Here is a 23,739-nt window from a genome sequence, read left to right as displayed (position 1 = left end):
CCATTCATCTATAGGATAGATAAGGACATTTGATGAGCACCGTCGAGAGCATTCAAGCATGGTTAAATACGGGAGAGGAATCGCTGCTATGGCTGATGCTTGGCATTATCGCGCTTTCTTACCTGCTTGAAGATCTGGCAATCGTTACGGCCGCAGGTTTAGCTACTCAAGGACTCATACCTCCTCAATATGCGTTGCTTGCCATTTTCATCGGTATTGCCACCGGTGATCTCGGCCTCTATTACCTAGGTAAATCAGGAAGTTACTTTCGAGGCGTCCGTTACAAAGCCCTCACCAATCGATACTTTCGTGCACTTCGCACTAAATTACGTCAAAACGCTTTCAGCAGTCTTTTTGTCATCCGCTTTATTCCCGGGCTTCGTACCGTCGGTTTTACCTTAAGTGGCTTTTTCGCAATTCCACTGCCTACTTTCTTGTTTGCCGTTATTAGTGCCACTGCGATCTGGACTGGCATTGTCTTCTCTGCCATCTACTATTTAGGGACATCAGCGTGGCTGCAAGCCTCTGAATATCAATGGATCATCATCCCGTGTGCCATCGCTTTGCTGTTTATCGGTAATCGATTAATGAATAGAACCTACTCTAGAGGATTATCATGAGTTCACCGCAAGATATTCGCATCATTCCAGCACATCAAATCAATGCAGGCATGCCCTTGCTTGAAAAAGATACCGTGCGCAGTGTCTCTCCTTATGAGTTTCTTCCAACTTGGTTCTTCTACACGCCAGTGGTGATTCAAAGCCTGATGCAAGGGTTACGGCACTTTGACTGGGCGCTGCCGCTCATCGCCAACCCGAGTATTAAGTTAAGCGGCATGGTAGGCGAATCAAAACACGAGATACTGAGCCTTGCTGGATCATCGAGTCAGCGTTGGATCTCTCCGTTTATCACCTTAACCAAAACGGATCTTAGCAGTAAGAAACAAGCCGAAGATGCGCGCAGCGCACTCATACAATCGGATCTCGATTTCCCGATTGTGGCTAAACCGGATCTTGGCTGTCGAGGTGTTGGCGTTAAGCTGCTCAACACACAAGATCAACTTGAGCAGTATGTTGAGTCTTTCCCAAATAATGCTCGCTTTCTATTGCAAGAAAAGGCGCCTTATCAAGCCGAGGCGGGTGTTTTCTATGTTCGCTACCCAAATAAAAAGCAAGGCGAGATCATCTCGATCACACTCAAGTACGCACCAATGGTGACGGGTGATGGCAGCTCGACACTCAAGCAGTTAATTGAAAATAGCCCGCGTGCCGGGCAGCTTAGTCACCTGTATCTACCGAGACATGAAGATAAATTGGATCAAGTGCTCGCAGAGGGCGAAGAGTTCCAACTTGCGTTCGCAGGTAGCCATAGCCGTGGCTGTATCTTCCGAGATGGCAATCAATACATCACTCAAGCTTTGACCGAACGCTTAGATGAGATATTCGACGACTTCGATGGTTTTCACTTTGGACGACTCGACGTCAAATTCAAGGACATACACAGCCTAATGAACGGCGAGGACTTCACTATCCTTGAGGTCAATGGCGCAAGCAGTGAGGCCGGGCACATCTGGGATCGCAACACACCGCTGCGAGAGATATTTTCGACGCTACTCCTGCAATACCGCATTCTTTTTGATATTGGCGCTCAGCAAAAACAGCGAGGCCACCAGCCTCCTTCCTTTAAGAGCCTATTTACCGCGTGGCAAGAAGAGCGACGTCTTGTTCAACAATATCCGACCACCGATTAACTTTGTACGAGGATCATGAATGAACCCCATAGCCCAACCGAGCGCCCTCAATTCTTTCTCTCCTAGTATCAAAGGAGCGGTAGAGATATTGAATCAGGGTTTAGAGTTTTTGTTAGCCATATCTGACAGCGACTATCTGACACGAGCAAAGCCGCACGTCACAAGTTCTATTGGTGAGCATACTCGTCACACGCTCGATCTTTTTCACGCTCTGATTTTAAAAGAGAATGCGACCGTTGATTACAACACTCGTCGTCGTGGTCACCCCGTCGAATTCGACAGGTCGATTGCGTTGAAAGAGATCCATTACGTGATCAACTGGCTTGAACGATTAGACCGTAGAGATCTCGAAGCGCCTATCATGATCCAAACCGAAGTTTCAATGGATACACAAGTGTTCGCCAGCCTGCCTTCTACGCTAGAAAGAGAAGTCACCTTTGCCGCGCTGCATGCCAATCATCATTACGCGATGATCAAAGTGATCACGACCTTTCTTGATGTCGAAACATGCAACACCTTTGGCTATGCCCCAACCACCAGCAGCTATTTGAGGGAGCAATAATCATGTGTTCAGTATCTTGGCTGCTTGAAGACAATGGCTATCAGGTCTTTTTTAATCGTGATGAACAAAAGACACGGGCACTGGCGATGCCACCTAAACAATATCGAGTTAACGGCGTCGATATCATCATGCCACTCGACCCAACTGGCGGTGGTAGCTGGATCAGTATCAATGAGTTCGGGCTTTCACTATGCCTACTCAATAACTATCAAGGCATAGTCCCTGTTGGATCTTTAGTCAGCCGTGGTTTGCTCCTCAAAAATCTATCATCGAGTCGTAACATAAGTCAGCTCTCTGAAGCATTTCATAAGCTCGATCTGCACTCTTTTGCCCCATTTACCTTACTGGCTTTCGCGCCGAACTTAACTCAACACCATGGTTTGGTTATCGCCTACATGTGGGATGGCATCCAACAAAAAATAGTGGAAACCGATTCGCCGCTGTTCTCATCCGGTGTTGATTTAGAGCGAGTGCAAGCCTACCGACAAGCAAAATACGATCAGCTTATGGCAACAGGTAAGAATCAACAGAACTTACTTCAGTTTCACTCTCACCATCACAGCGAGCAGCCTCATTTAGCGACATGTATGCATCGTGAAGACGCGCACACCGTGAGCTTTACACACTTACGCAATCTACACGGTCAAGCCTCTATGTTTTACGCACCCGGCTCGCCTTGTGAACCTATTAAATCATGTCAGATAAATCAACAGCGTTTTACCTTCGATTTATCACCCGCAATCAATTTATAGATGGAGTCCATCATGAGAAAACTAATCACCATGGTCATGCTACTTGTTAGCCCTTACGTATTTGCCGCTGATGAAATCTACACCGGATTCTTTAGCAGCAAGGCGCTCGATGGCTACGACACTGTGGCTTATTTCACTTCAGGTAAGCCCATTGAAGGCAGTAAAAAATTCAGCACAGAGTACAAAGGCGCGGACTGGTATTTCTCTTCTGAAAAGAATCTGACTTTATTTGTTAATAATCCTGAAAAATATGCACCTCAATATGGTGGCTATTGCGCTTGGGCTGTTTCAGCAAAAAGTGACTTTGCACCCGGTGACCCTAATCAATGGACAATTGTTGATAACAAGCTTTACCTCAACTACGACCAAGAAATTAAACAGCGTTGGGAACAAGACCGAGCAATGCATATTCAAAAAGCCGACACCGTTTGGCCACAACTGATCAAATAAGGTAGCTTCATTATGATTGATAGTCCTTTTCGTTTACCACGTTACACGCCTTTTGGTTTAGGTGAGTCTGTTGTCGAGTGGGCAACTGGGCTATCTAAGCTAGACCGACTCTATCAAGATCGACAAAACGAGTTATCTAGCTTCGAATTCATGAATTACACCCTATCGGCACTCAATATCGACTACTCGGTGGCATCGGGAAGCACGGAAAACATCCCGGAAGAAGGGCCAGTCGTGATTGTGGCGAACCACCCACTTGGTGCAATTGAAGGTGTGATCCTGGCTGATCTCGTAGGATCGGTAAGGAAGGATGTAAAGGTGTTAGCGAATGAACTGCTCAAGCGACTGCCTGAACTGGACGATCTTTTCATCGGGGTCGATGTCTTTAACAGTAAAGAATCGAAACGCACCAACGCCAAAGCCATTCGTGATGCCAATCGTCACCTAGCCGATGGCGGGCTGTTGATCGTGTTCCCTGCAGGGGAAGTATCAAGCTATCGTAAAGGGGCAAAAACACTGACAGATATCGAATGGAGCAAATCGGTCGCGAAATTCGTCAAACGTCATCAAGCCACTACGGTTCCTATCTTTATCAATGGCAAAAATAGTGAGCTTTTCTATCAAGCGGGTCGTGTGCATCCACTGTTGAGAACCGCTCTACTCGGTCGTGAACTTCTTAATAAACAAGCGACAACTATCTCTATCTCGATTGGCTCATCGATTCCGTATTCAGAGATAAAATCGTTTGAAAAAGAAATGGATATCGTCAACTATCTACGACTCAACACTTACCTAATGAGTCAACAAGATAGCCCTAACACGCCAATACACGCACCCTCTTTCGATGGCCAAGTGATAGCGCCAATATCACCCGAAGTATTGGCAATTGAGGTAGGCTCACTTCCTGAAGAGATGAAACTGCTCGAACAAGGTGACTTCGAAGTCTACTGCACACCAAGCCAGTCGATCCCCAATTTAATGCGTGAGATTGGCCGAGTCAGAGAAGAGAGCTTCCGTGAAGTCGGTGAAGGCAGCGGGCTTGCCTGTGATTTGGATGAGTATGACCTTTACTATCATCAGCTGTTTGTGTGGAACAAAGCCAAGACTGAATTAGTCGGTGCATATCGACTCGGTATGGTCGACAAGCTCATCGCTGAGCACGGGCTTGATAAGCTCTACTCTCGTAGCCTGTTTAACTACAATCAAGAATTCATCGATACCTTAGACAACAGTATCGAGCTTGGGCGTTCTGTAGTAAGCAAGCCTTATCAAAAGAGCCTTAACTCACTGTTACTATTATGGAAAGGCATCGCAGCCTTTGTGTACCTTCATCCTCAATATACCCATCTATTCGGCCCAGTCAGCATCAGTAACGATTACAGCCACAATGCGCGCCTGTTGATAGCAACAACCTTATCGATTCACCACTACGATGAGGAAAAGGCCAATCTGGTTTCCCCTTCATCACCGCTCAATACCAGTAGTCATGTGTTCTGGCAGAATCATCTATTATCGTCACTGGCGAGTGTGCCCCTGCTTTCTAAAGTGCTAGCCCGTATGGAACAAGGAAAAGGGTTACCGGTATTATTGCGCCAATATCTAGGGATGAACGGGAAGCTGGTTTGCTTTAACGTCGACCCATCATTTAATGATGCCTTGGATGGATTGATTGTCGTGAACCTTAAGAAAGTGCCATTGAAAACCTTAGGTAAGTACATGGGTCGAGAACTTGCTCAAGATTACCTAGAGCAACACGCACGACGCTGATTTCGCCCCCTCTGTACCTACACTCAAATAAGTGCGATGATTTCGGCACTTATTTGGGTTAGGTTATTTTCATGCACACCTCTTTTATCAAACAACTGCAAAGCTTCGACTTCTCTGAAAGTCAGATTGAATCTCTAGTCGCTGTAGCCAAGCCACTTGAGCTACCGACCAGACACATCCTTATTAACCAAGGTGAGATGGCAAGCTCAATCTACTTCGTACTGGAAGGTTTGTGCCATGCTTGCTACCTCACTGATGACGGTAAGCAATACAGCAAAGAGTTCTACTGGGAACAAGATTGGATCATCGGCTTTGAGAGTCTGATAAAAAACCAAGCTTCCCCTTACCTATTAGAAACACTGACGCCCATTACAATGTTAGAGCTACCAATGAATGCAGTCATCGAGTGGCGCGCATCAAATAACCCTTTGTATTTAAAGCTGTTAGAAACACAACTGATGCATAAGGAAAACAAAGAACGCTTTATGCTGCTCTATACTCCAGAGCAACGCTATCAGCTTTTCTGCGAACACTATCCCGACCTAGAGCAGCGCTTGAACGACAATCAAATGGCCGCTTACCTAGGAATAACTGCGATCAGTCTGAGCAGAATTAAAAGTCGAATTAACAATAGTTAATGCCAACAATCATCACGCATAGTACATTCAGAGCATCGATAATCTCTGGATGTAAGCATGATCACTTGGCACTCAATTCCTTTCTCTGAACTTTCAACACAACAGCTTTATCAACTGCTTAAATTACGAGTCGATGTATTTGTCGTTGAGCAGACTTGTCCTTATCCAGAGCTCGATGGTAAAGATACACTCGCAGGTGTTGAACACTTGCTTGGCTATTCTGATGAAGAGTTGGTAGCGTGTGCACGATTGTTACCTCCCGGTACCTCTTACGACAACACAAGCATCGGCCGAGTTGCAACCAAGCAATCGGCAAGAGGTGATGGTTTAGGCCATCAATTGATAAAAGAAGCGTTAACACGCTGTGAGGTTCTTTGGCCTAGCAAGACTATCGATATTGGTGCGCAAGAGCACCTAGAAAGCTTCTATGAAAGTCATGGATTCAAGACAATCTCTGAGATCTATCTGGAAGATGATATTCCACACGTCGATATGAGATTAGAGAAGTAATGTCGAATATTACTGTCGGTATCCTACTACTGATCGCTGGTAACCTGTTTGCCTCGCTTTCCGACGTAGCAGTAAAACTATTGAATAGTGAAGTACCGCCTCTTCAATATATTTTCTTCCGACAGTTGCTCTCTCTGCTGATCATTACCCCATTGTGGTTGCAGCAGAAAAAGGAACAACGACGCTTACAACAATCCAAAGTGACCATCATACGCGGACAGCTGATATTAATTGGCAGTGGATGCATGGTCGTCGCAATTACCCATCTATCTTTGGCTACCGCCAACGCAGTATTTTACGTCGCGCCCCTGTTGATGTTACCTCTATCTATGTTTCTACTGAAAGAGCAACCGGCACTTGCCAAGGTTATCGCCACCACTATCGGTTTTATTGGTGCATTGATTGTCTTAAGGCCATCACAATTTCATTGGGCAGCACTGTTTGCTTTAGGTACAGCACTCACCCTCGCACTATTCAATGTATTGGTAAGAAAGCTTCCTAGTGAGCAAACGGTAGTTACTACGCTGTGGTGGACAACGTTATGCTCTATTCCAGCTTCATTAGTACTGAGCTTGTTATACTGGCAACCAGTGTCTGGGGAGCATTTGGGATACATAGCATTAAGTGCGACGCTAATCTTAAGCTACAACGGACTTGCGGTCGCTGCCTACCAAAAAGCACACTCTAGTCAAATTGCTTTGGCTGAATACTCAGGCTTAGTGTTTGTAGCGTTGATCGGTGCAATATGGTTCGATGAGATCCCAGATACATTAACCTTTATCGGTATCATGCTGATCATCTTGCCACTCGCCCCTTTGAAGCGACCAAAAAAAAGAGCTAACAGTTAGCTCTTTTCTATTGTCTATCTATGTCGACTAAAGCGTATAGCTCAGGGCTCTACGTTATATCTATTTGCTGCGCCCAAAACCGCCGTCAGACAAACGGAAAAACATCACAGAAGTATCGCCTTTCTCAAGCTGAAGAATATCTAGTTGCCCAGTCTCAGCAAGTTTGAATCGAACTAGCTGACCTTTACGAATCTGACTAAGCGGCTTATCTACACCTTCAATACGAACCAAGGCGTTAAGATCAGACAGCGGTAGATCATTATTTCGGAACACTTGAGCTAACGTATCGCCTTGCTTAACAAGGTACTCTTGCCAACTGGTTGACTCTGAAGAATTACTTTTAGCATTTTTCTGTTCGCTTAAGCCAACGGTGTTTATCTCAAGCTCGACGCGCGATGTTGTTGGGGCTACATCTAAGTTAGGTTCTGATAACGGCACAAAAAGTAATATTAGTACGATCGGCGAAATCACCATCAACAGTCTTTGGTGTAATTTCGGTAATGAACCCCAAGTCTGTACTGTCGAGGCTTTCATTTTCTTTACATCGATCGAGCTCAATTTCTGTTTGACCTGATTCAGTCGATCCTTGAATTCTGCTAAGTGGTCAACTTTCTGTTTTTTCTTTTGACGACGATTCATGCCACTGCGTCCTATACATTGAATAACTACAGTATAAAAACCAAAGTACCAACAGTATAGATCTTTCCGTCACAACAGGGACTAAAGCAAGAAAATTGACATAGCTGTGATTTGGACACCTTAAAGCGTAAGTGATCCAAGGCTAGCCGTTTATTCAGGCTGCTAATACTGGTATTCTTACCCTTTTCGTACTGACAAAAAGAGTGACTTTTCATGTCTGAAGTAAAATTTGAAACTGTAGAGCAAAAAGCTAGCTACGGTATCGGTCTACAAATGGGCCAACAACTTGCTGGTTCTGGTCTTGAAGGCCTAAACGTTGACGCAATCGCTGCTGGTATCGCAACAGCTCTAGTTGGTGACATGCCAGCTATCGAAGTTGACGAAATCAACAACGCACTACAAGAGCTACACACTCGCGGTGAAGCTGCACGTCAAGAACTAGCTAAAGCAGCTGCTGCTGACGGCGAAGCTTTCCTAGCTGACAACGCTCTTCGTTCAGAAGTTACAGTTCTTGAGTCTGGTCTTCAGTACGAAGTACTAACTGAAGGTACTGGTGAAATCCCAACTGCAGACAAGCAAGTACGCGTTCACTACCACGGCGAGCTAACTGACGGTACAGTTTTCGATAGCTCTGTATCTCGCGGTCAACCTGCTGAATTCCCAGTAACTGGCGTAATTCAAGGTTGGGTACAAGCTCTACAAATGATGCCTGTTGGCTCTAAGTGGAAGCTATACATCCCTCAAGATCTAGCATACGGTGAGCGTGGCGCAGGTGCTGCAATCCCACCATTTGCTGCTCTAGTATTCGAAGTAGAACTTCTAGCAATTCTTTAATTTCTATAAAAACCTATAGTGAAACAAAAAACTATAGGTAAATTAGACTGAATTAGCTCAACGGCGATGTGACTACATCGCCGTTTTTCGTTTATAGTGAAAGAGTAAATTACTTTATTACTTAAGGACGAATAATGAAGAAAGTACTCATCACCGTTTTAAGCAGCTTTGCTGTGGTATCTTGCGCTAGTACTAGCGAGTCAGAACAAGTTAGTTCAACTTCTGATGTTAACTATTCCCAACTATCACAAACAGCCCTTATGGCCGCTGTAGACATGTGGTCTCAAAAAAATGAAGCAACACCATTTACGAGCACCCTTGCTAATTCCCTAAGTGACAAAGCATCTGTAACAAATGAGCAAGCTATAGGTGGAGTAGGCTCCATGCTAGCTCTTGCCCAGAATACCCTTGATAACTTTCACAACCAAGAGCTCGAAATGCTTTTCCCTGGAATGTCGACGCTTGATTCTACCGGTTTAACATCAGTATTGGACTCAAAAACATCTGTTGAAAATGCATTTTCAGGATTAGGTATGGATTCATCAATGGTTGCAGCGTTTGCACCAATCATTATTCAAGGGCTAGAGTCACAAGGTGCAACAAGCGGTTTAGTTGACTCACTCGAAGCTATTTGGTTGTAATAACAAGTGATTAATAATTGATTTAAAATACTTAAAGGGCGCTTCGGTGCTCTTTTTTGTGCGTTGAACAAAAGAGATACGAGATATTATCGAGAAATGGATCTGAGAAGGCAAAGAAAAGTGCCAAATATCGTGGTGCAATTCTTATGTCGGTCTCCTAATTCTACACATACAAAAAAGCCGAGCTAATGCTCGGCTTTTGTATTAAGAATCTAGTATAGATTACTCAGCTGCTTCTTCAGCTGCTGGGCGGTCTACAAGCTCAATGTAAGCCATTGGAGCTTTATCACCAGTACGGAAACCACATTTAAGAATGCGAGTGTAACCACCTTGGCGAGCCGCGAAACGCGGGCCTAGTTCATTAAATAGTTTTGCCACAACTTCGTTATCACGAGTGCGAGCAAATGCAAGACGACGGTTAGCAACACTGTCTGTCTTAGCTAGGGTAATCAATGGCTCAATTACGCGACGTAGTTCTTTTGCTTTAGGCACGGTAGTTTTAATAACTTCGTGACGAACAAGAGAGCTAGCCATGTTGCTGAACATCGCTTTGCGATGACTGCTGTTGCGGTTGAGTTGACGACCACTTTTACGATGGCGCATGACCTAATCCTTCTAACTTTTCGATTAATCTTCAGCGATTGACGCTGGTGGCCAGTTTTCTAGGCGCATGCCTAGAGAAAGACCACGTGAAGCAAGCACATCTTTAATCTCTGTAAGAGATTTCTTACCAAGGTTTGGCGTTTTAAGTAGCTCAACCTCAGTGCGCTGTACAAGATCACCGATGTAGTGAATCGCTTCTGCTTTCAAACAGTTAGCAGAGCGAACTGTTAGTTCAAGATCGTCTACAGGACGTAGTAGGATAGGATCGAATTCTGGCTTCTCTTCCTTCTCCTCAGGTACACGTACATCACGAAGATCTACGAACGCATCCAGTTGTTCAGCTAAAATAGTAGCTGCACGACGGATTGCTTCCTCAGGTTCTAGAGTACCGTTCGTTTCCATATCGATAACAAGCTTGTCTAAGTCAGTACGTTGTTCTACACGTGCCGCTTCAACAGCATAGGCGATTTTATCGACCGGGCTGTAAGTAGCGTCAACAAGTAGACGACCGATTGGACGCTCATCTTCTTCAGTATGGATACGAGCTGAAGCTGGAACGTAACCACGACCACGTTCTACTTTGATACGCATAGCGATCTCAGCGTTGTCATCCGTTAGGTGACAAATTACGTGCTCAGGGTTAGCGATCTCTACATCACCATCGTGGGTGATGTCACCTGCAACAACAGGGCCTGAGCCTGATTTGTTCAGTGTAATAAACACTTCATCTTTGCCTTCAGCAACGCGTACAGCTAAACCTTTAAGGTTTAGAAGGATTTCCAGGATATCTTCCTGAACGCCTTCTTTAGTGCTGTATTCGTGTAGCACACCTTCGATTTCAACTTCTGTTACGGCACAACCCGGCATAGAAGATAGAAGAATGCGGCGAAGAGCATTACCTAGAGTATGGCCGAAACCGCGCTCTAATGGCTCAAGAGTTACTTTCGCGTGTGTCGTATTGATCTGTTCAATGTCAACAAGACGCGGCTTAAGAAATTCTGTTACAGAACCCTGCATTGTGTCCTCTCTTTTTTTAACCTTACTTAGAGTAAAGTTCGACGATCAAGTGTTCATTGATGTCAGCTGATAGGTCAGAACGCTCAGGCATACGCTTGAATGTACCTTCCATTTTGCCAGCATCTACTTCAATCCAAGTTGGCTTTTCACGTTGTTCAGCAACTTCTAGAGCCGCTTTAATACGAGATTGCTGTTTAGCTTTCTCGCGGATAGAAACAACGTCGTTAGCCGCTACTTTGAAAGAAGGAACGTTTACAACTTTACCGTTAACTAGAATAGACTTGTGGCTAACTAGTTGACGAGATTCAGCACGAGTAGCGCCAAAGCCCATACGGTAAACTACGTTATCAAGACGACCTTCAAGAAGCTGAAGCAGGTTTGCACCTGTGTTGCCTTTAAGACGTGCAGCTTCTTTGTAGTAGTTGCGGAATTGTTTTTCTAGAACGCCGTAGATACGACGAACTTTTTGCTTCTCACGAAGCTGAACGCCATACTCAGATAGACGACCGCGACGAGCGCCGTGTACACCTGGTGCGTTATCAATTTTACACTTGGTATCGATCGCACGGACACCAGACTTAAGGAATAAGTCAGTACCTTCGCGACGGCTAAGCTTCAGCTTAGGACCCAAATATCTTGCCATGATCTTTCTCCAATATTCCTAGAAACGAAACTTAAACGCGACGTTTCTTAGGTGGACGACAACCGTTATGAGGGATTGGTGTCGCATCAACAATGTTAGTGATACGGAAACCAGCAGCGTTCAGTGCACGAACAGTAGATTCGCGACCTGGACCTGGACCCTTAACCATAACTTCCAAGTTCTTTAGGCCATATTCTTTAGCCATTTCACCACAACGCTCAGCTGCAACTTGTGCTGCGAACGGAGTAGATTTACGAGAACCACGGAAACCTGAACCACCTGCTGTAGCCCATGCAAGAGCGTTGCCTTGACGGTCAGTGATAGTTACGATTGTGTTGTTGAAAGAAGCATGAATGTGCGCTACGCCATCAGCTACTTGCTTGCGTACGCGCTTACGCGCGCGAGTTGGTTGTTTTGCCATTGTACTCTACCTTATCCGACTATTTCTTGATCGGCTTGCGCGGACCCTTACGGGTGCGAGCGTTGGTTTTAGTACGCTGTCCACGTAGTGGTAGACTGCGACGATGACGAAGACCGCGGTAACAGCCAAGGTCCATAAGACGCTTGATGTTCATCGATACTTCACGACGTAGATCACCTTCTACAGTGTATTTAGCTACACCATCACGCAGTTGATCGATCTGCTCTTCAGTTAGTTCACTGATCTTAGCATCTTCAGCAATACCCACTTCAGCTAGAATAGCTTGAGAGCGAGTTTTACCAATACCGTAGATTGCAGTAAGTGCAATTACAGAATGCTTATGATCAGGAATGTTAATGCCGGCTATACGGGCCATTATTCACTCCTAAGGGGGTTCATAAAAGAATTATCCGCAGCAAAGCCCGTTATGGATACGCTGCGGCATACTACTTCTTTTGCACGCAAAAGGTAGGCCGAGGAATATACTCGACTCTACCTAGTATTTCAAGTAAAAATTTCTGCTGATTAGCCTTGGCGTTGCTTATGCTTTGGCTCACTGCAAATCACGCGAACGACACCGTTACGCTTGATAACTTTACAGTTACGGCAGATTTTTTTAACGGAAGCACGAACTTTCATTGCTAAACTCCGTAAATGGAATCGAAATAATTACTACCGGATTAACGGCCGTAACCTTTCAGATTCGCTTTCTTTAACACAGAATCATACTGTTGTGACATCAGATGAGTCTGTACCTGTGCCATAAAATCCATGATAACTACCACTACGATTAGTAGTGATGTGCCGCCGAAGTAGAAACGAACGTTCCACGCGACCATCATGAATTCAGGAATCAGACATATAAAAGTAATGTATAGAGCGCCCGCTAGGGTTAGTCTAGTCATCACTTTATCGATATATTTCGCTGTCTGCTCACCTGGGCGGATACCGGGTACGAATGCACCAGACTTCTTCAAATTATCAGCTGTTTCACGTGGGTTAAATACCAACGCTGTATAGAAGAAACAGAAGAAGATTATAGCTGCTGCATAAAGCATTACATACAAAGGTTGACCTGGGCTAAGAGCTAATGACACGTCAGTTAACCAACCGAACGCGCTGCTTTCGCCATTTTGACCAAACCATTGTGCTAATGTTCCTGGGAACAAAATAATACTCGATGCAAAAATCGCTGGAATAACACCTGCCATATTAATTTTAAGAGGCAAATGAGAGCTTTGAGCTGCAAAAACCTTACGACCTTGTTGACGCTTCGCATAGTTAACGACGATACGACGTTGACCACGTTCCATGAAAACTACGAAGTAAATTACAGCAAAAGACAATACCGCGATAAACAACAGAAGAAGCACATGCAATTCACCTTGACGCGCTTGCTCGATTGTTTGACCGATTGCAGAAGGCAATCCAGCAACAATACCTGCAAAAATCAGAATGGAAATACCATTACCGATTCCTCGCTCAGTGATTTGTTCACCTAACCACATCAAAAACATGGTACCAGTTACTAAACTCACGGTAGCAATAAGCGTAAACATGGTTTGGTTGATAACAACCAGATTGTCGACCATGTTTGGTAAGCCTGTTGCGATACCAATAGCTTGGAATGTTGCAAGTACAAGCGTGCCGTAGCGTGTATATTGGCTTATCTTACGACGGCCTGCTTCACCCTCTTTTTTGAGTTCCGCTAACGCTGGATGAACTACAGTTAGCAATTGGACTACGATCGATGCCGAAATGTACGGCATGATACCCAATGCTAATATAGATGCACGCTCAAGAGCACCACCGGAGAACATGTTAAACATTTCTACGATGGTACCTTTTTGCTGATCGAACAAATCGGCAAGTACAGCTGCGTCAATACCAGGGATCGGCACAAAAGAGCCGGCTCGGAATACTAAAAGTGCACCAATTACGAATAATAAGCGCGACTTTAGTTCACTTAAGCCGCTCTGAGCACTACGAAAATCTTTTCCTGGTTTCTTAGCCATCTGTACCTCGTTCCTCGAGATTATTCCTCGATTTTACCGCCTGCAGCTTCGATTGCAGCTTTAGCGCCTTTAGTCACGCGTAGACCTTTAACAGTCACAGCTTTGCTTAGGTCACCAGAAAGAACGATCTTAACAAACTCGATGTTCTTAGTGATAACGTTAGCAGCTTTAAGGCTGTTAAGATCAACTACGTCACCTGTTACTTTCGCTAGCTCAGCTAGACGAACTTCAGCAGACACTAGGCTCTTACGAGAAGTGAAACCGAATTTAGGTAGACGTTGTTTTAGAGGCATTTGACCGCCTTCAAAACCTGGACGAACAGAGCCGCCAGAACGTGACTTTTGACCTTTGTGACCGCGGCCACCTGTTTTACCAAGGCCAGAACCGATACCACGACCTACACGCTTCTTAGAAGGTTTAGAGCCAGCAGCCGGTGATAGAGTATTCAAACGCATTCTGATTACTCCTCAATCTTAACCATGTAGTAAACCTTGTTGATCATACCGCGTACGCACGGAGTATCTTCAAGTTCTACTGTATGGTTGATGCGACGAAGACCTAGACCTTTAAGACACGCTTTGTGCTTAGGTAGGCGACCAATTGAGCTTTTAGTTTGAGTTACTTTAATAGTTGCCATCGTGTGCTTACTCCGAAATAGATTCAACAGTTAGACCACGTTTAGCAGCAACCATTTCTGGTGACTTAACGTCTACTAGAGCACCAATCGTTGCGCGAACAACGTTGATAGGGTTCGTTGAACCGTATGCTTTAGAAAGAACGTTATGTACGCCTGCAACTTCAAGTACGGCACGCATTGCACCACCGGCAATAACACCTGTACCTTCAGCAGCTGGCTGCATGTAAACTTTAGAGCCCGAATGACGACCTTTCACCGGGTGGTGAAGAGTGCCTTCGTTAAGCGCAACAGTAACCATGTTACGACGCGCTTTTTCCATTGCTTTTTGAATCGCAGCAGGTACTTCACGAGCTTTGCCGTAACCGAAACCTACGCGACCATTACCGTCACCAACTACTGTTAGTGCAGTGAAGCTCATGATTCGACCACCTTTAACCGTCTTAGATACACGGTTAACAGCGATCAGCTTTTCTTGCAAATCATTAGCTTGTTGTTGTTCTTTAGCCATCTTCCAACCCTACCTTAGAATTTCAGACCAGCTTCGCGAGCAGATTCTGCTAGCGCCGCTACTCGACCGTGGTATTGGAAACCAGAACGGTCAAATGCAACTGAAGCTACGCCTTTTTCAAGAGCGCGCTCAGCAACAGCTTTACCAACTGCCTTAGCTGCATCGACGTTACCAGTGTTCTTAACTTGCTCACGGATCGCTTTTTCTACAGTAGAAGCAGCTGCGATAACCTCAGAGCCGTTTGCCGAGATAACTTGAGCGTAAACATGGCGAGGAGTACGATGTACTACCAGGCGAGTTGCACCAAGTTCTGCAATCTTACGACGTGCACGTGTAGCACGACGGATGCGAGATGCTTTCTTATCCATAGTGATACCTTACTTCTTCTTAGCTTCTTTAGTACGCACATTTTCATCTGCGTAACGAACACCTTTGCCTTTGTAAGGCTCAGGAGCACGGTAAGAACGAATGTCAGCCGCAACTTGACCTACTACTTGCTTATCGCAACCAGTAATAACGATCTCAGTTTGGCTAGGGCACTCAGCTTTAATACCTTCAGGTAGAGCGTGCTCTACTGGGTGAGAAAAACCAAGAGTTAGACCTACAGCGTTGCCTTTCATAGCAGCACGGTAACCAACACCCTTAAGAGTTAGCTTCTTAGTGAAGCCCTCAGTAACACCCACAACCATGTTATTAACTAGAGCGCGAGCTGTACCAGCTTGTGCCCATGCGTTAGTAACACCTTCTTTCGGACCGAAAGTTAGGTTGTTTTCTTCCTGTGCAATAACTACGGCGCTGTTAAGAACGCGAGTAAGCTCACCTTTGCTACCTTTTACAGTAACTTCTTGGCCGTTTAGTTTCACCTCTACGCCAGCTGGAATAGCGACAGGTGCTTTAGCAACACGAGACATAATCTACTCCTTAAGCTACGTAACAGATGATTTCACCGCCAAGACCTGCTTTACGAGCAGCACGGTCAGACATCAGACCCTTGGAAGTAGAAACAACTGCAATACCAAGACCACCCATCACTGTAGGTAAAGAGTCTTTATTTTTATAAACTCTTAGACCAGGACGTGATACGCGCTTGATTTGCTCGATTACAGGTTTAGCTTGGAAGTACTTAAGAGTAACTTCTAGCTCAGGTTTTGCTTCGCTGTCAACAGCGAAGTCTGCGATGTAACCTTCAGCTTTAAGTAATGCAGCAATTGCAACTTTAAGCTTTGAAGAAGGCATTTTTACAGCAACTTTATTTGCTGCCTGACCGTTACGAACGCGGGTCAGCATATCCGAAATCGGATCTTGCATGCTCATAAGATTTACTCCAAATGATTAAGTGGCAATTACCAGCTAGCCTTACGAAGACCCGGAATCTCGCCTTTCATGCAAGCTTCGCGAACCTTAATACGGCTTAGACCGAATTTACGTAGGTAACCGTGTGGACGACCAGTTTGGTTGCAACGGTTGCGCTGACGTGATGCACTTGAATCACGTGGAAGAGATTGCAGTTTAAGAACCGCATTCCAACGATCTTCTTCAGATGCGTTTACATCGCTAATGATAACTTTTAGCGCAGAACGCTTTTCAGCGAACTTAGCTACTAGTTTTGCACGTTTAGCTTCACGTGCTTTCATTGATTGTTTAGCCATAACAGTAACCCTACCCTTACTTACGGAATGGGAAGTTAAAGGCAGCCAGCAGAGCTCGGCCTTCCTCATCGGATCCCGCAGAAGTCGTGATAGTAATATCAAGACCGCGGACACGATCGACTTTATCGTAGTCGATTTCCGGAAAGATGATTTGCTCGCGAACGCCCATGCTGTAGTTACCGCGTCCGTCAAAAGACTTAGCGCTAACACCACGGAAATCACGTACACGTGGAAGTGCGATAGAGATTAAACGCTCTAAAAATTCCCACATGCGCTCACCACGCAAGGTTACTTTACAACCAATTGGGTAGCCTTCACGAATTTTGAAACCAGCTACAGATTTACGCGCTTTCGTGATAAGAGGCTTTTGACCAGAGATCGTTGCCATATCAGATGCTGCGTTTTCTAGCAGTTTCTTATCGTTGATTGCTTCACCAACGCCCATGTTTAGGGTGATTTTCTCAATCCTAGGGACTTGCATGACGCTTGTGTAGCTGAACTCTTTGGTAAGCTCAGCGACTACAGACGACTTGTAGTAATCATGCAGTTTCGCCATAGTAGAACTCCAAATTACTTCTAATTAGTTAGAAACAGTTTCGCCGTTAGATTTGAAGAAACGAACTTTCTTGCCATCTTCGATACGGAAACCGATACGGTCTGCTTTACCAGTAGCCGCGTTAAAGACTGCAACGTTAGAAGCATCAATAGCTGCTTCCTGTTCAACGATGCCACCTTGTTGACCTAGAGCCGGAACCGGCTTTTGGTGTTTTTTAACAAGATTGATGCCTTCAACAACAACTTTACCAGTTGTCAGAACCTTAGTTACTTTACCTTTCTTGCCTTTATCTTTACCAGCAAGAATGATTACTTCGTCATTACGACGGATTTTAGCTGCCATGTTGCCGCTCCTTACAGAACTTCAGGTGCAAGTGATACAATCTTCATGAATTTCGCGTTACGAAGTTCACGAGTCACAGGACCAAAGATACGTGTGCCGACTGGTTGCTCAGTAGTGTCATTTAACAATACACAAGCATTACTGTCGAAGCGAATGACAGAACCGTCTGGGCGACGAACGCCTTTACGGGTGCGCACTACTACCGCCTTCAGAACATCACCTTTCTTTACTTTACCGCGAGGAATCGCTTCCTTCACTGTAACCTTGATGACGTCACCGATATGTGCATAACGGCGGTGAGAGCCACCCAGAACCTTAATACACATTACCTTGCGCGCGCCAGAGTTATCTGCTGCGTCAAGTGTACTTTGCATCTGGATCATTGTTAGTGCTCCGCTAAATATTAAAACTAGACCCTCTCGGGTCGGGCTGCCTCTTTAAAAGGGACGCGAATTGTACCACCCTTTTTTTAAATTGGGTAGACAAAAAACAAGCGGCTCCAAAAATTATTTGGAGCCGCTTATAAGTTATAGAATTACAAAGATTAAATCTTCGCTTTTTCTAGAACTTTAACCAATGTCCAAGACTTAGTCTTAGACAGAGGACGACACTCAGCGATTTCAACTTTGTCGCCTAGGCCACAAGTGTTGTCTTCGTCGTGTGCGTGTACTTTAGTCGTGCGTTTGATGAACTTACCGTAAATTGGGTGTTTTACAGTACGCTCAATAGCAACAACGATAGACTTGTCCATCTTGTCACTGATTACACGGCCTTGCTGGATGCGGTTAGTTTCGCTCATTATGCGCCTGCCTTTTCAGTCAAAACAGTTTTCACACGTGCGATGTCACGGCGTACAGCTTTTAGAGTATGAGTTTGCTGTAGTTGACCAGTTGCAGCTTGCATGCGCAAGTTGAACTGTTCACGTAGCAAATTCAATAGCTCAGCGTTAAGCTCTTCAACGTTCTTTTCGCGTAGATCTTGTGCTTTCATCACATCACCTGCTTAGTTACAAAAGTAGTTTTAACAGGCAGTTTACGTGCCGCTAGGCGGAACGCTTCACGTGCCAACTCTTCAGGTACGCCATTCATCTCGTACATAACTTTGCCTGGTTGGATTTGAGCAACCCAGTACGCAACTGAACCTTTACCTTTACCTTGACGAACTTCAAGAGGCTTTTCAGTAATCGGTTTGTCTGGGAAAACACGGATCCAGATTTGACCTTGACGCTTAATGTGACGTGTCATAGCACGACGTGCCGCTTCGATTTGACGTGCAGTCAGACGACCACGGCCAACAGCTTTAAGACCGAATTCGCCGAAGCTTACTTCAGTACCTTTAGCTAGACCACGGTTACGACCAGTCATAACCTTGCGGAACTTAGTACGTTTTGGTTGTAGCATCGTTCGACTCCTTACTTACGGCCTTTACGCTGCTTCTTAGGCTTATCGCCTTTTGGCTCTACTGCGTTAGCAGCTGGCATACCGCCTAGAATCTCACCTTTGAAGATCCAAACTTTAATGCCGATCACACCGTATTGGGTGTGAGCCGAAGAAGTTGCGTAATCAATGTCTGCACGTAGAGTGTGTAGAGGCACACGGCCTTCACGGTACCACTCAGAACGTGCGATTTCAGCACCGCCAAGACGGCCGCCTACTTGTACTTTGATGCCTTTAGCGCCTAGACGCATAGCATTTTGTACCGCACGCTTCATTGCACGACGGAACATAACACGACGCTCTAGTTGAGACGCGATGCTATCAGCTACAAGCTGACCATCTAGCTCAGGCTTACGTACTTCAGCGATGTTAATTTGCGCTGGTACACCTGCGATTTTAGCTACAGCTGCGCGTAGCTTCTCTACGTCTTCACCTTTCTTACCGATAACAACGCCAGGACGAGCTGTGTGAATAGTCACACGGATGCTCTTCGCTGGACGCTCGATAACGATACGAGATAATGATGCTTTTTGTAGTTCCTTTGTAAGGAACTGACGTACCTTGAAGTCGCCGTCTAGGTTGTCAGCGAATTCGTTGGTATTAGCAAACCATGTAGCATTCCAAGGCTTAACGATGCCAAGACGAATACCATTAGGATGTACTTTCTGACCCATTGCTTACTCTCCTAGTCTTTAGCGATCTGCTACAACAATAGTGATGTGGCTTGAACGCTTCAAGATACGATCCGCACGACCTTTAGCACGAGGCATAATACGCTTCATGATAGGGCCCTCATCTACGAAGATTTTAGCGACATTTAGATCGTCGATATCTGCACCTTCGTTATGTTCCGCGTTAGCGATAGCTGACTCAAGAACTTTCTTAACTAGTACAGCAGCTTTTTTGTTGCTGAAAGTTAGAATTTCTAGAGCCTGGTCTACCGACTTACCGCGAATTTGGTCTGCAACTAAGCGAGCTTTCTGTGGAGAAATACGAGCAAAGTTATGTTTAGCTAAAGCTTCCATCATCTACTCCTTATTTCTTCTTAGCTTTCTTATCTGCAGCATGACCGCGATAAGTACGAGTTGGTGCAAATTCGCCCAGTTTGTGACCGATCATTTCTTCGGTAACGAAAACTGGAACGTGCTGACGACCATTATGGACAGCGATGGTCAAACCAATCATTGTTGGGATGATCATTGAGCGACGGGACCAAGTCTTAATAGGCTTTTTGTCTCCGCTTTCCACCGCTTTCTCTACCTTCTTCAGCAAGTGTAGGTCAATAAAAGGACCTTTCTTGAGAGAACGTGGCATGGCGATTCCTCTTTATAAATTATTTAGTGCGACGACGTACGATGTACTTGTCAGTGCGCTTGTTCTTACGAGTCTTGAAGCCCTTAGTAGGAACGCCCCAAGGAGAAACTGGGTGACGACCACCAGATGTGCGGCCTTCACCACCACCATGTGGGTGATCCACCGGGTTCATTACTACACCACGTACGGTTGGACGTACGCCGCGCCAGCGTGAAGCACCAGCTTTACCAAGTTCACGTAGCATATGCTCAGAGTTACCAACTTCACCGATCGTTGCACGACCTTCAGAAAGAACTTTGCGCATTTCACCAGAGCGTAGACGGATAGTTACGTATGCACCATCGCGAGCGATGATTTGAGCATAAGCACCAGCCGAACGAGCTAGTTGAGCACCTTTACCAGGCTTAAGTTCAACACAGTGTACAGTAGAACCTACTGGGATGTTGCGCATCGGCAGAGTGTTACCTGCTTTGATTGCAGCATCTACGCCAGATTGAATCTGGTCGCCTGCGTTAACACCTTTAGGTGCAATGATGTAACGACGCTCACCGTCTGCGTACAGAACTAGAGCGATGTTAGCACTACGGTTTGGATCGTATTCTAGACGCTCAACTTTCGCTGGGATGCCATCTTTAGTACGTTTGAAGTCAATCAGACGGTAATGGTGTTTATGACCACCACCGATGTGACGTACTGTAATACGACCGTTGTTGTTACGACCACCGTTCTTAGAGTTTTTCTCTAAAAGTGGTGCGTATGGCTTACCCTTGTGCAGGTCAGCGTTAACAACTTTAACGACGTGACGACGACCAGGGGAAGTCGGCTTACATTTAACAATAGCCATTTTTACTACTCCTGTTATTCCGCGCCGCCAACGAAGTCAAGATCCTGACCTTCTTTCAAAGTAACGTAGGCTTTCTTAACGTCTGAACGACGGCCTTCACGCATACCTTGACGCTTGGTCTTACCCTTTAATACAAGAGTATTTACAGACTTAACTTCAACTTCAAATAGCTTTTCTACAGCTGCTTTGATCTCTTTCTTAGTTGCATCTTTAGCTACTTTGAAAACGATAGTGTTCGCTTTCTCAGCTGCCATAGTTGCTTTTTCAGAGATGTGCGGAGCACGTAGAACTTTTAAGATACGCTCTTCAGTGATCATGCTAGCATCTCCTCAACTTGCTTAACTGCGTCAGCAGTCATCAGAACCTTGTCGAAAGCGATTAGTGATACTGGATCAACACCAGCAACATCACGTGCATCTACTTTGTATAGGTTACGAGCAGCTAAGAATAGATTTTCATCTACTTCGCCAGTCACAATCAGAACGTCATTTAGCTCAAGCTCTTTAAGCTTAGCTACAAGTTCTTTTGTTTTTGGTGCTTCTACAGAGAAGTTATCAACAACGATTAGACGCTCTTGACGAATCAACTCAGACAGAATGCTCTTCATAGCACCGCGGTACATTTTTTTGTTTACTTTTTGGCTGTGATCTTGTGGTTTCGCAGCAAAAGTAACACCACCTGTACGCCAGATTGGGCTACGAATTGTACCAGCACGTGCACGGCCAGTACCTTTTTGGCGCCATGGCTTAGCACCGCCGCCTGATACTTCAGAACGAGTCTTTTGAGCACGAGTACCTTGACGAGCACCTGCTGCATATGCAACAACTACTTGGTGTACTAGAGCTTCGTTAAAGTCACGTCCGAAAGTAGTCTCGGAAACAGTTAGTGCATCAGCACCTTTAACCATCAATTCCATTACTTACTCCTAGACGTTATGCTTTAACAGCAGGTTTTACGATCACGTTACCGCCTGTTGAGCCTGGTACTGCACCTTTAATAAGGAGTAGATTGCGCTCAGCGTCAACACGTACGATCTCTAGGTTTTGAGTCGTTACACGCTCAGCACCCATGTGACCTGCCATTTTCTTGCCTTTAAACACGCGGCCTGGAGTTTGACATTGGCCAATTGAACCCGGTGCGCGGTGAGACAAAGAGTTACCGTGAGTCATATCTTGAGTAGAGAAGTTCCAACGCTTGATAGCGCCTTGGAAGCCTTTACCTTTAGATGTACCAGTAACGTCTACTTTTTTAATTTCGTTGAAAAGTTCTACGTTTAGCTCAGCGCCAACTTCAAACTCTTCGCCGTTTTCTAAACGGAATTCCCAAAGACCGCGACCTGCTTCAACACCCGCTTTCGCGAAGTGACCAGCTTCAGGTTTAGTTACACGGTTAGCTTTCTTAGCACCAGTAGTTACTTGGATTGCTGCGTAGCCGTCTGTCTCAAGAGTTTTAACTTGAGAAATACGGTTCGCTTCAACCTCAACAACAGTTACTGGGATAGAAACGCCTTCTTCGGTAAATACGCGGGTCATACCCACTTTACGTCCGACTAGACCAATCATTATTCTTATCTCCCTTAACCTAGGCTGATTTGAACATCAACGCCAGCTGCAAGATCAAGACGCATTAGAGCATCAACAGTTTTATCTGTTGGCTCAACGATGTCGATCAAACGCTTGTGAGTACGAATTTCGTACTGATCACGTGCATCTTTGTTGACGTGTGGAGAGGTAAGAACAGTGAAACGCTCTTTACGAGTAGGAAGTGGAATAGGACCACGAACCTGTGCGCCAGTACGTTTTGCTGTTTCAACGATTTCCGCAGTTGAAGCATCGATTAGCTTGTAATCAAACGCTTTAAGGCGGATACGAATACGTTGGTTCTGCATGAGACAGAGCTCCAATTATTAAAAATTACACAAACAATATCGCCACTCAAGCTCGAAATAACGAGAGAATGCCGATTGATTTATGTGAAACCGTAGCATCCAAGATTTGGACGCATTGTCAGTTAACTTTTGAAGTAAACACAAGGCTTACTATTTTTATTAACCGCGAACATAAGCTGAGTATACATTACTAGGTAAGACCTACTCCTCAGTGCTCATTGGTTCACAAACCGGCGTTAGCCAGTGCGATGCATTATACAGATCACGTTTTAGTATGCAAGTAGTGTTGGAAAAATAATCGGAATTTATTGGAAGTTGGTTTTGTATCGAGAGAGAAGAAGATAGATGGAAGGTGATATTTCTTTAGAGAAAACAAAAGGGAAGCCGAAGCTCCCCTTTTTCAGATGCGTGCTCTTCTAATGAAGAGTGTGCAAAAATCTAAATGCTATTAAGCGAAGATTTTAGCTACAACACC

At 45.1% G+C, this 23,739-nt stretch carries 40 protein-coding genes; 11 read left to right on the top strand and 29 right to left on the bottom strand.

The window, feature by feature from the left end:
- Nucleotides 1-32: 32 nt before the first annotated feature.
- From AB4407_RS19990 to AB4407_RS19950, 9 genes are all read left to right on the top strand, one after another.
- Nucleotides 33-620 (top strand): DedA family protein, encoded by a 588-nt coding sequence (locus tag AB4407_RS19990; RefSeq protein WP_372121741.1) that lies wholly within the window; start codon nt 33-35, stop codon nt 618-620.
- Nucleotides 617-1,750, top strand: coding sequence for a D-alanine--D-alanine ligase (locus AB4407_RS19985; protein ID WP_372121740.1), 1,134 nt, complete (start codon nt 617-619; stop codon nt 1,748-1,750). Before AB4407_RS19990 ends, AB4407_RS19985 begins: the two co-directional genes overlap by 4 nt.
- A 19-nt stretch (nt 1,751-1,769) precedes the next feature.
- The gene (locus AB4407_RS19980) at nt 1,770-2,312 is read left to right on the top strand and encodes a hypothetical protein (RefSeq protein WP_372121739.1); all 543 of its coding nucleotides are present in this window, start codon (nt 1,770-1,772) and stop codon (nt 2,310-2,312) included.
- Nucleotides 2,313-2,314: 2 nt separating this feature from the next.
- On the top strand, nt 2,315-3,064 hold the full coding sequence (locus AB4407_RS19975; RefSeq protein WP_372121738.1) for an NRDE family protein: 750 nt from the start codon (nt 2,315-2,317) through the stop codon (nt 3,062-3,064).
- 12 nt (nt 3,065-3,076) lie between these two features.
- The gene (locus AB4407_RS19970) at nt 3,077-3,514 is read left to right on the top strand and encodes a YHS domain-containing (seleno)protein (protein WP_372121737.1); all 438 of its coding nucleotides are present in this window, start codon (nt 3,077-3,079) and stop codon (nt 3,512-3,514) included.
- A 12-nt stretch (nt 3,515-3,526) separates the two neighbouring features.
- Nucleotides 3,527-5,281, top strand: coding sequence for a lysophospholipid acyltransferase family protein (locus AB4407_RS19965; RefSeq protein ID WP_372121736.1), 1,755 nt, complete (start codon nt 3,527-3,529; stop codon nt 5,279-5,281).
- Between the two features lie 71 nt (nt 5,282-5,352).
- Nucleotides 5,353-5,919, top strand: coding sequence for a Crp/Fnr family transcriptional regulator (locus tag AB4407_RS19960; protein WP_372121735.1), 567 nt, complete (start codon nt 5,353-5,355; stop codon nt 5,917-5,919).
- A 57-nt stretch (nt 5,920-5,976) separates the two neighbouring features.
- A complete protein-coding gene (locus tag AB4407_RS19955) occupies nt 5,977-6,429 on the top strand; it encodes a GNAT family N-acetyltransferase (protein WP_372121734.1) in 453 nt (150 codons plus the stop codon).
- The gene (locus AB4407_RS19950) at nt 6,429-7,277 is read left to right on the top strand and encodes a DMT family transporter (RefSeq protein WP_372121733.1); all 849 of its coding nucleotides are present in this window, start codon (nt 6,429-6,431) and stop codon (nt 7,275-7,277) included. Before AB4407_RS19955 ends, AB4407_RS19950 begins: the two co-directional genes overlap by 1 nt.
- A gap of 60 nt (nt 7,278-7,337) precedes the next feature.
- Here AB4407_RS19950 and AB4407_RS19945 read toward each other — a convergent pair whose 3' ends face one another.
- Nucleotides 7,338-7,916 carry a LysM-like peptidoglycan-binding domain-containing protein gene (locus AB4407_RS19945; RefSeq protein ID WP_372121732.1) on the bottom strand — a complete coding sequence of 193 codons (579 nt, stop codon included), beginning with the start codon at nt 7,914-7,916 and terminating at the stop codon, nt 7,338-7,340.
- Between the two features lie 213 nt (nt 7,917-8,129).
- Here AB4407_RS19945 and AB4407_RS19940 point away from each other — a divergent pair, with 213 nt between their 5' ends.
- Nucleotides 8,130-8,750: an FKBP-type peptidyl-prolyl cis-trans isomerase gene (locus AB4407_RS19940; RefSeq protein WP_008220519.1), complete on the top strand. Its 621-nt coding sequence runs from the start codon at nt 8,130-8,132 to the stop codon at nt 8,748-8,750.
- Between the two features lie 134 nt (nt 8,751-8,884).
- Nucleotides 8,885-9,391 (top strand): DUF2780 domain-containing protein, encoded by a 507-nt coding sequence (locus tag AB4407_RS19935; RefSeq protein WP_372121731.1) that lies wholly within the window; start codon nt 8,885-8,887, stop codon nt 9,389-9,391.
- Nucleotides 9,392-9,613: 222 nt separating this feature from the next.
- Here AB4407_RS19935 and rplQ read toward each other — a convergent pair whose 3' ends face one another.
- From rplQ to rpsJ, 28 genes are all read right to left on the bottom strand, one after another.
- The gene (gene rplQ / locus AB4407_RS19930) at nt 9,614-9,994 is read right to left on the bottom strand and encodes a 50S ribosomal protein L17 (protein ID WP_004729812.1); all 381 of its coding nucleotides are present in this window, start codon (nt 9,992-9,994) and stop codon (nt 9,614-9,616) included.
- A 24-nt stretch (nt 9,995-10,018) separates the two neighbouring features.
- Nucleotides 10,019-11,011, bottom strand: coding sequence for a DNA-directed RNA polymerase subunit alpha (locus AB4407_RS19925; RefSeq protein ID WP_004729813.1), 993 nt, complete (start codon nt 11,009-11,011; stop codon nt 10,019-10,021).
- 22 nt (nt 11,012-11,033) lie between these two features.
- Nucleotides 11,034-11,654, bottom strand: a complete 621-nt coding sequence (gene rpsD, locus AB4407_RS19920; protein ID WP_004738777.1) for a 30S ribosomal protein S4 — start codon at nt 11,652-11,654, stop codon at nt 11,034-11,036.
- A gap of 31 nt (nt 11,655-11,685) precedes the next feature.
- Nucleotides 11,686-12,075 carry a 30S ribosomal protein S11 gene (gene rpsK / locus AB4407_RS19915; RefSeq protein ID WP_004738778.1) on the bottom strand — a complete coding sequence of 130 codons (390 nt, stop codon included), beginning with the start codon at nt 12,073-12,075 and terminating at the stop codon, nt 11,686-11,688.
- Nucleotides 12,076-12,094: 19 nt separating this feature from the next.
- The gene (rpsM, locus tag AB4407_RS19910) at nt 12,095-12,451 is read right to left on the bottom strand and encodes a 30S ribosomal protein S13 (protein ID WP_004738779.1); all 357 of its coding nucleotides are present in this window, start codon (nt 12,449-12,451) and stop codon (nt 12,095-12,097) included.
- Nucleotides 12,452-12,600: 149 nt separating this feature from the next.
- The gene (rpmJ, locus tag AB4407_RS19905) at nt 12,601-12,714 is read right to left on the bottom strand and encodes a 50S ribosomal protein L36 (protein ID WP_000868186.1); all 114 of its coding nucleotides are present in this window, start codon (nt 12,712-12,714) and stop codon (nt 12,601-12,603) included.
- 41 nt (nt 12,715-12,755) lie between these two features.
- A complete protein-coding gene (secY, locus tag AB4407_RS19900) occupies nt 12,756-14,090 on the bottom strand; it encodes a preprotein translocase subunit SecY (RefSeq protein WP_004736759.1) in 1,335 nt (444 codons plus the stop codon).
- Between the two features lie 20 nt (nt 14,091-14,110).
- Complete coding sequence (rplO, locus tag AB4407_RS19895; protein WP_004736758.1) at nt 14,111-14,545, bottom strand: 50S ribosomal protein L15; 435 nt, start codon at nt 14,543-14,545, stop codon at nt 14,111-14,113.
- Nucleotides 14,546-14,550: 5 nt separating this feature from the next.
- The gene (gene rpmD / locus AB4407_RS19890) at nt 14,551-14,727 is read right to left on the bottom strand and encodes a 50S ribosomal protein L30 (protein WP_004736756.1); all 177 of its coding nucleotides are present in this window, start codon (nt 14,725-14,727) and stop codon (nt 14,551-14,553) included.
- A gap of 7 nt (nt 14,728-14,734) precedes the next feature.
- Entirely contained in the window at nt 14,735-15,235 is a 501-nt protein-coding gene (rpsE, locus tag AB4407_RS19885; RefSeq protein ID WP_004736754.1) for a 30S ribosomal protein S5, read from the bottom strand.
- Between the two features lie 14 nt (nt 15,236-15,249).
- A complete protein-coding gene (gene rplR, locus AB4407_RS19880; protein WP_009847783.1) occupies nt 15,250-15,603 on the bottom strand; it encodes a 50S ribosomal protein L18 in 354 nt (117 codons plus the stop codon).
- 9 nt (nt 15,604-15,612) lie between these two features.
- Nucleotides 15,613-16,146, bottom strand: coding sequence for a 50S ribosomal protein L6 (gene rplF, locus AB4407_RS19875; RefSeq protein ID WP_009847784.1), 534 nt, complete (start codon nt 16,144-16,146; stop codon nt 15,613-15,615).
- 10 nt (nt 16,147-16,156) lie between these two features.
- Complete coding sequence (gene rpsH / locus AB4407_RS19870) at nt 16,157-16,549, bottom strand: 30S ribosomal protein S8 (RefSeq protein WP_372121730.1); 393 nt, start codon at nt 16,547-16,549, stop codon at nt 16,157-16,159.
- 29 nt (nt 16,550-16,578) lie between these two features.
- Nucleotides 16,579-16,884, bottom strand: coding sequence for a 30S ribosomal protein S14 (rpsN, locus tag AB4407_RS19865; RefSeq protein WP_004738789.1), 306 nt, complete (start codon nt 16,882-16,884; stop codon nt 16,579-16,581).
- A gap of 16 nt (nt 16,885-16,900) precedes the next feature.
- Nucleotides 16,901-17,440, bottom strand: coding sequence for a 50S ribosomal protein L5 (gene rplE, locus AB4407_RS19860; RefSeq protein WP_004736744.1), 540 nt, complete (start codon nt 17,438-17,440; stop codon nt 16,901-16,903).
- Between the two features lie 24 nt (nt 17,441-17,464).
- A complete protein-coding gene (rplX, locus tag AB4407_RS19855; RefSeq protein WP_004736742.1) occupies nt 17,465-17,782 on the bottom strand; it encodes a 50S ribosomal protein L24 in 318 nt (105 codons plus the stop codon).
- An 11-nt stretch (nt 17,783-17,793) separates the two neighbouring features.
- Complete coding sequence (gene rplN, locus AB4407_RS19850; RefSeq protein ID WP_004736740.1) at nt 17,794-18,165, bottom strand: 50S ribosomal protein L14; 372 nt, start codon at nt 18,163-18,165, stop codon at nt 17,794-17,796.
- 161 nt (nt 18,166-18,326) lie between these two features.
- Nucleotides 18,327-18,581 carry a 30S ribosomal protein S17 gene (gene rpsQ / locus AB4407_RS19845; RefSeq protein WP_012604908.1) on the bottom strand — a complete coding sequence of 85 codons (255 nt, stop codon included), beginning with the start codon at nt 18,579-18,581 and terminating at the stop codon, nt 18,327-18,329.
- Entirely contained in the window at nt 18,581-18,772 is a 192-nt protein-coding gene (rpmC, locus tag AB4407_RS19840; RefSeq protein WP_004736737.1) for a 50S ribosomal protein L29, read from the bottom strand. The genes rpsQ and rpmC overlap by 1 nt, the downstream gene beginning before the upstream one ends.
- The gene (rplP, locus tag AB4407_RS19835; RefSeq protein WP_004736736.1) at nt 18,772-19,182 is read right to left on the bottom strand and encodes a 50S ribosomal protein L16; all 411 of its coding nucleotides are present in this window, start codon (nt 19,180-19,182) and stop codon (nt 18,772-18,774) included. Before rplP ends, rpmC begins: the two co-directional genes overlap by 1 nt.
- A gap of 11 nt (nt 19,183-19,193) precedes the next feature.
- Nucleotides 19,194-19,892, bottom strand: a complete 699-nt coding sequence (gene rpsC / locus AB4407_RS19830) for a 30S ribosomal protein S3 (protein ID WP_004736734.1) — start codon at nt 19,890-19,892, stop codon at nt 19,194-19,196.
- 18 nt (nt 19,893-19,910) lie between these two features.
- Nucleotides 19,911-20,243: a 50S ribosomal protein L22 gene (gene rplV, locus AB4407_RS19825; RefSeq protein WP_004736732.1), complete on the bottom strand. Its 333-nt coding sequence runs from the start codon at nt 20,241-20,243 to the stop codon at nt 19,911-19,913.
- Nucleotides 20,244-20,253: 10 nt separating this feature from the next.
- A complete protein-coding gene (gene rpsS / locus AB4407_RS19820; protein ID WP_004736729.1) occupies nt 20,254-20,532 on the bottom strand; it encodes a 30S ribosomal protein S19 in 279 nt (92 codons plus the stop codon).
- A 19-nt stretch (nt 20,533-20,551) separates the two neighbouring features.
- A complete protein-coding gene (gene rplB / locus AB4407_RS19815; protein WP_017076297.1) occupies nt 20,552-21,376 on the bottom strand; it encodes a 50S ribosomal protein L2 in 825 nt (274 codons plus the stop codon).
- Between the two features lie 14 nt (nt 21,377-21,390).
- Nucleotides 21,391-21,693 carry a 50S ribosomal protein L23 gene (rplW, locus tag AB4407_RS19810; protein WP_004736765.1) on the bottom strand — a complete coding sequence of 101 codons (303 nt, stop codon included), beginning with the start codon at nt 21,691-21,693 and terminating at the stop codon, nt 21,391-21,393.
- On the bottom strand, nt 21,690-22,292 hold the full coding sequence (gene rplD / locus AB4407_RS19805; RefSeq protein WP_004736764.1) for a 50S ribosomal protein L4: 603 nt from the start codon (nt 22,290-22,292) through the stop codon (nt 21,690-21,692). The genes rplW and rplD overlap by 4 nt, the downstream gene beginning before the upstream one ends.
- Nucleotides 22,293-22,308: 16 nt before the next feature.
- On the bottom strand, nt 22,309-22,938 hold the full coding sequence (gene rplC / locus AB4407_RS19800; RefSeq protein ID WP_004736763.1) for a 50S ribosomal protein L3: 630 nt from the start codon (nt 22,936-22,938) through the stop codon (nt 22,309-22,311).
- A gap of 14 nt (nt 22,939-22,952) precedes the next feature.
- Nucleotides 22,953-23,264 carry a 30S ribosomal protein S10 gene (gene rpsJ, locus AB4407_RS19795; protein WP_004736761.1) on the bottom strand — a complete coding sequence of 104 codons (312 nt, stop codon included), beginning with the start codon at nt 23,262-23,264 and terminating at the stop codon, nt 22,953-22,955.
- Nucleotides 23,265-23,739: the final 475 nt, after the last annotated feature.

The organism is Vibrio sp. 10N.261.46.E11 (assembly GCF_041472735.1).
In the GTDB taxonomy this organism is placed as follows: Bacteria; Pseudomonadota; Gammaproteobacteria; order Enterobacterales; family Vibrionaceae; genus Vibrio.
Note: the sequence above shows the minus strand (reverse complement) of the source record. Positions and strands in the feature narration are given on the sequence as shown.

Excerpts from the sequence above, each read along its gene's own strand:
- AB4407_RS19990 (WP_372121741.1), top strand. The coding sequence starts at position 33 with ATGAGCACCGTCGAGAGCATTCAAGCATGGTTAAATACGGGAGAGGAA.
- AB4407_RS19985 (WP_372121740.1), top strand. The coding sequence starts at position 617 with ATGAGTTCACCGCAAGATATTCGCATCATTCCAGCACATCAAATCAAT.
- AB4407_RS19980 (WP_372121739.1), top strand. The coding sequence starts at position 1,770 with ATGAACCCCATAGCCCAACCGAGCGCCCTCAATTCTTTCTCTCCTAGT.
- AB4407_RS19975 (WP_372121738.1), top strand. The coding sequence starts at position 2,315 with ATGTGTTCAGTATCTTGGCTGCTTGAAGACAATGGCTATCAGGTCTTT.
- AB4407_RS19970 (WP_372121737.1), top strand. The coding sequence starts at position 3,077 with ATGAGAAAACTAATCACCATGGTCATGCTACTTGTTAGCCCTTACGTA.
- AB4407_RS19965 (WP_372121736.1), top strand. The coding sequence starts at position 3,527 with ATGATTGATAGTCCTTTTCGTTTACCACGTTACACGCCTTTTGGTTTA.
- AB4407_RS19960 (WP_372121735.1), top strand. The coding sequence starts at position 5,353 with ATGCACACCTCTTTTATCAAACAACTGCAAAGCTTCGACTTCTCTGAA.
- AB4407_RS19955 (WP_372121734.1), top strand. The coding sequence starts at position 5,977 with ATGATCACTTGGCACTCAATTCCTTTCTCTGAACTTTCAACACAACAG.
- AB4407_RS19950 (WP_372121733.1), top strand. The coding sequence starts at position 6,429 with ATGTCGAATATTACTGTCGGTATCCTACTACTGATCGCTGGTAACCTG.
- AB4407_RS19945 (WP_372121732.1), bottom strand. The coding sequence starts at position 7,916 with ATGAATCGTCGTCAAAAGAAAAAACAGAAAGTTGACCACTTAGCAGAA.
- AB4407_RS19940 (WP_008220519.1), top strand. The coding sequence starts at position 8,130 with ATGTCTGAAGTAAAATTTGAAACTGTAGAGCAAAAAGCTAGCTACGGT.
- AB4407_RS19935 (WP_372121731.1), top strand. The coding sequence starts at position 8,885 with ATGAAGAAAGTACTCATCACCGTTTTAAGCAGCTTTGCTGTGGTATCT.
- rplQ (WP_004729812.1), bottom strand. The coding sequence starts at position 9,994 with ATGCGCCATCGTAAAAGTGGTCGTCAACTCAACCGCAACAGCAGTCAT.
- AB4407_RS19925 (WP_004729813.1), bottom strand. The coding sequence starts at position 11,011 with ATGCAGGGTTCTGTAACAGAATTTCTTAAGCCGCGTCTTGTTGACATT.
- rpsD (WP_004738777.1), bottom strand. The coding sequence starts at position 11,654 with ATGGCAAGATATTTGGGTCCTAAGCTGAAGCTTAGCCGTCGCGAAGGT.
- rpsK (WP_004738778.1), bottom strand. The coding sequence starts at position 12,075 with ATGGCAAAACAACCAACTCGCGCGCGTAAGCGCGTACGCAAGCAAGTA.
- rpsM (WP_004738779.1), bottom strand. The coding sequence starts at position 12,451 with ATGGCCCGTATAGCCGGCATTAACATTCCTGATCATAAGCATTCTGTA.
- rpmJ (WP_000868186.1), bottom strand. The coding sequence starts at position 12,714 with ATGAAAGTTCGTGCTTCCGTTAAAAAAATCTGCCGTAACTGTAAAGTT.
- secY (WP_004736759.1), bottom strand. The coding sequence starts at position 14,090 with ATGGCTAAGAAACCAGGAAAAGATTTTCGTAGTGCTCAGAGCGGCTTA.
- rplO (WP_004736758.1), bottom strand. The coding sequence starts at position 14,545 with ATGCGTTTGAATACTCTATCACCGGCTGCTGGCTCTAAACCTTCTAAG.
- rpmD (WP_004736756.1), bottom strand. The coding sequence starts at position 14,727 with ATGGCAACTATTAAAGTAACTCAAACTAAAAGCTCAATTGGTCGCCTA.
- rpsE (WP_004736754.1), bottom strand. The coding sequence starts at position 15,235 with ATGGCTAAAGAACAACAACAAGCTAATGATTTGCAAGAAAAGCTGATC.
- rplR (WP_009847783.1), bottom strand. The coding sequence starts at position 15,603 with ATGGATAAGAAAGCATCTCGCATCCGTCGTGCTACACGTGCACGTCGT.
- rplF (WP_009847784.1), bottom strand. The coding sequence starts at position 16,146 with ATGTCTCGTGTTGCTAAAGCACCTGTCGCTATTCCAGCTGGCGTAGAG.
- rpsH (WP_372121730.1), bottom strand. The coding sequence starts at position 16,549 with ATGAGCATGCAAGATCCGATTTCGGATATGCTGACCCGCGTTCGTAAC.
- rpsN (WP_004738789.1), bottom strand. The coding sequence starts at position 16,884 with ATGGCTAAACAATCAATGAAAGCACGTGAAGCTAAACGTGCAAAACTA.
- rplE (WP_004736744.1), bottom strand. The coding sequence starts at position 17,440 with ATGGCGAAACTGCATGATTACTACAAGTCGTCTGTAGTCGCTGAGCTT.
- rplX (WP_004736742.1), bottom strand. The coding sequence starts at position 17,782 with ATGGCAGCTAAAATCCGTCGTAATGACGAAGTAATCATTCTTGCTGGT.
- rplN (WP_004736740.1), bottom strand. The coding sequence starts at position 18,165 with ATGATCCAGATGCAAAGTACACTTGACGCAGCAGATAACTCTGGCGCG.
- rpsQ (WP_012604908.1), bottom strand. The coding sequence starts at position 18,581 with ATGAGCGAAACTAACCGCATCCAGCAAGGCCGTGTAATCAGTGACAAG.
- rpmC (WP_004736737.1), bottom strand. The coding sequence starts at position 18,772 with ATGAAAGCACAAGATCTACGCGAAAAGAACGTTGAAGAGCTTAACGCT.
- rplP (WP_004736736.1), bottom strand. The coding sequence starts at position 19,182 with ATGCTACAACCAAAACGTACTAAGTTCCGCAAGGTTATGACTGGTCGT.
- rpsC (WP_004736734.1), bottom strand. The coding sequence starts at position 19,892 with ATGGGTCAGAAAGTACATCCTAATGGTATTCGTCTTGGCATCGTTAAG.
- rplV (WP_004736732.1), bottom strand. The coding sequence starts at position 20,243 with ATGGAAGCTTTAGCTAAACATAACTTTGCTCGTATTTCTCCACAGAAA.
- rpsS (WP_004736729.1), bottom strand. The coding sequence starts at position 20,532 with ATGCCACGTTCTCTCAAGAAAGGTCCTTTTATTGACCTACACTTGCTG.
- rplB (WP_017076297.1), bottom strand. The coding sequence starts at position 21,376 with ATGGCTATTGTTAAATGTAAGCCGACTTCCCCTGGTCGTCGTCACGTC.
- rplW (WP_004736765.1), bottom strand. The coding sequence starts at position 21,693 with ATGATCACTGAAGAGCGTATCTTAAAAGTTCTACGTGCTCCGCACATC.
- rplD (WP_004736764.1), bottom strand. The coding sequence starts at position 22,292 with ATGGAATTGATGGTTAAAGGTGCTGATGCACTAACTGTTTCCGAGACT.
- rplC (WP_004736763.1), bottom strand. The coding sequence starts at position 22,938 with ATGATTGGTCTAGTCGGACGTAAAGTGGGTATGACCCGCGTATTTACC.
- rpsJ (WP_004736761.1), bottom strand. The coding sequence starts at position 23,264 with ATGCAGAACCAACGTATTCGTATCCGCCTTAAAGCGTTTGATTACAAG.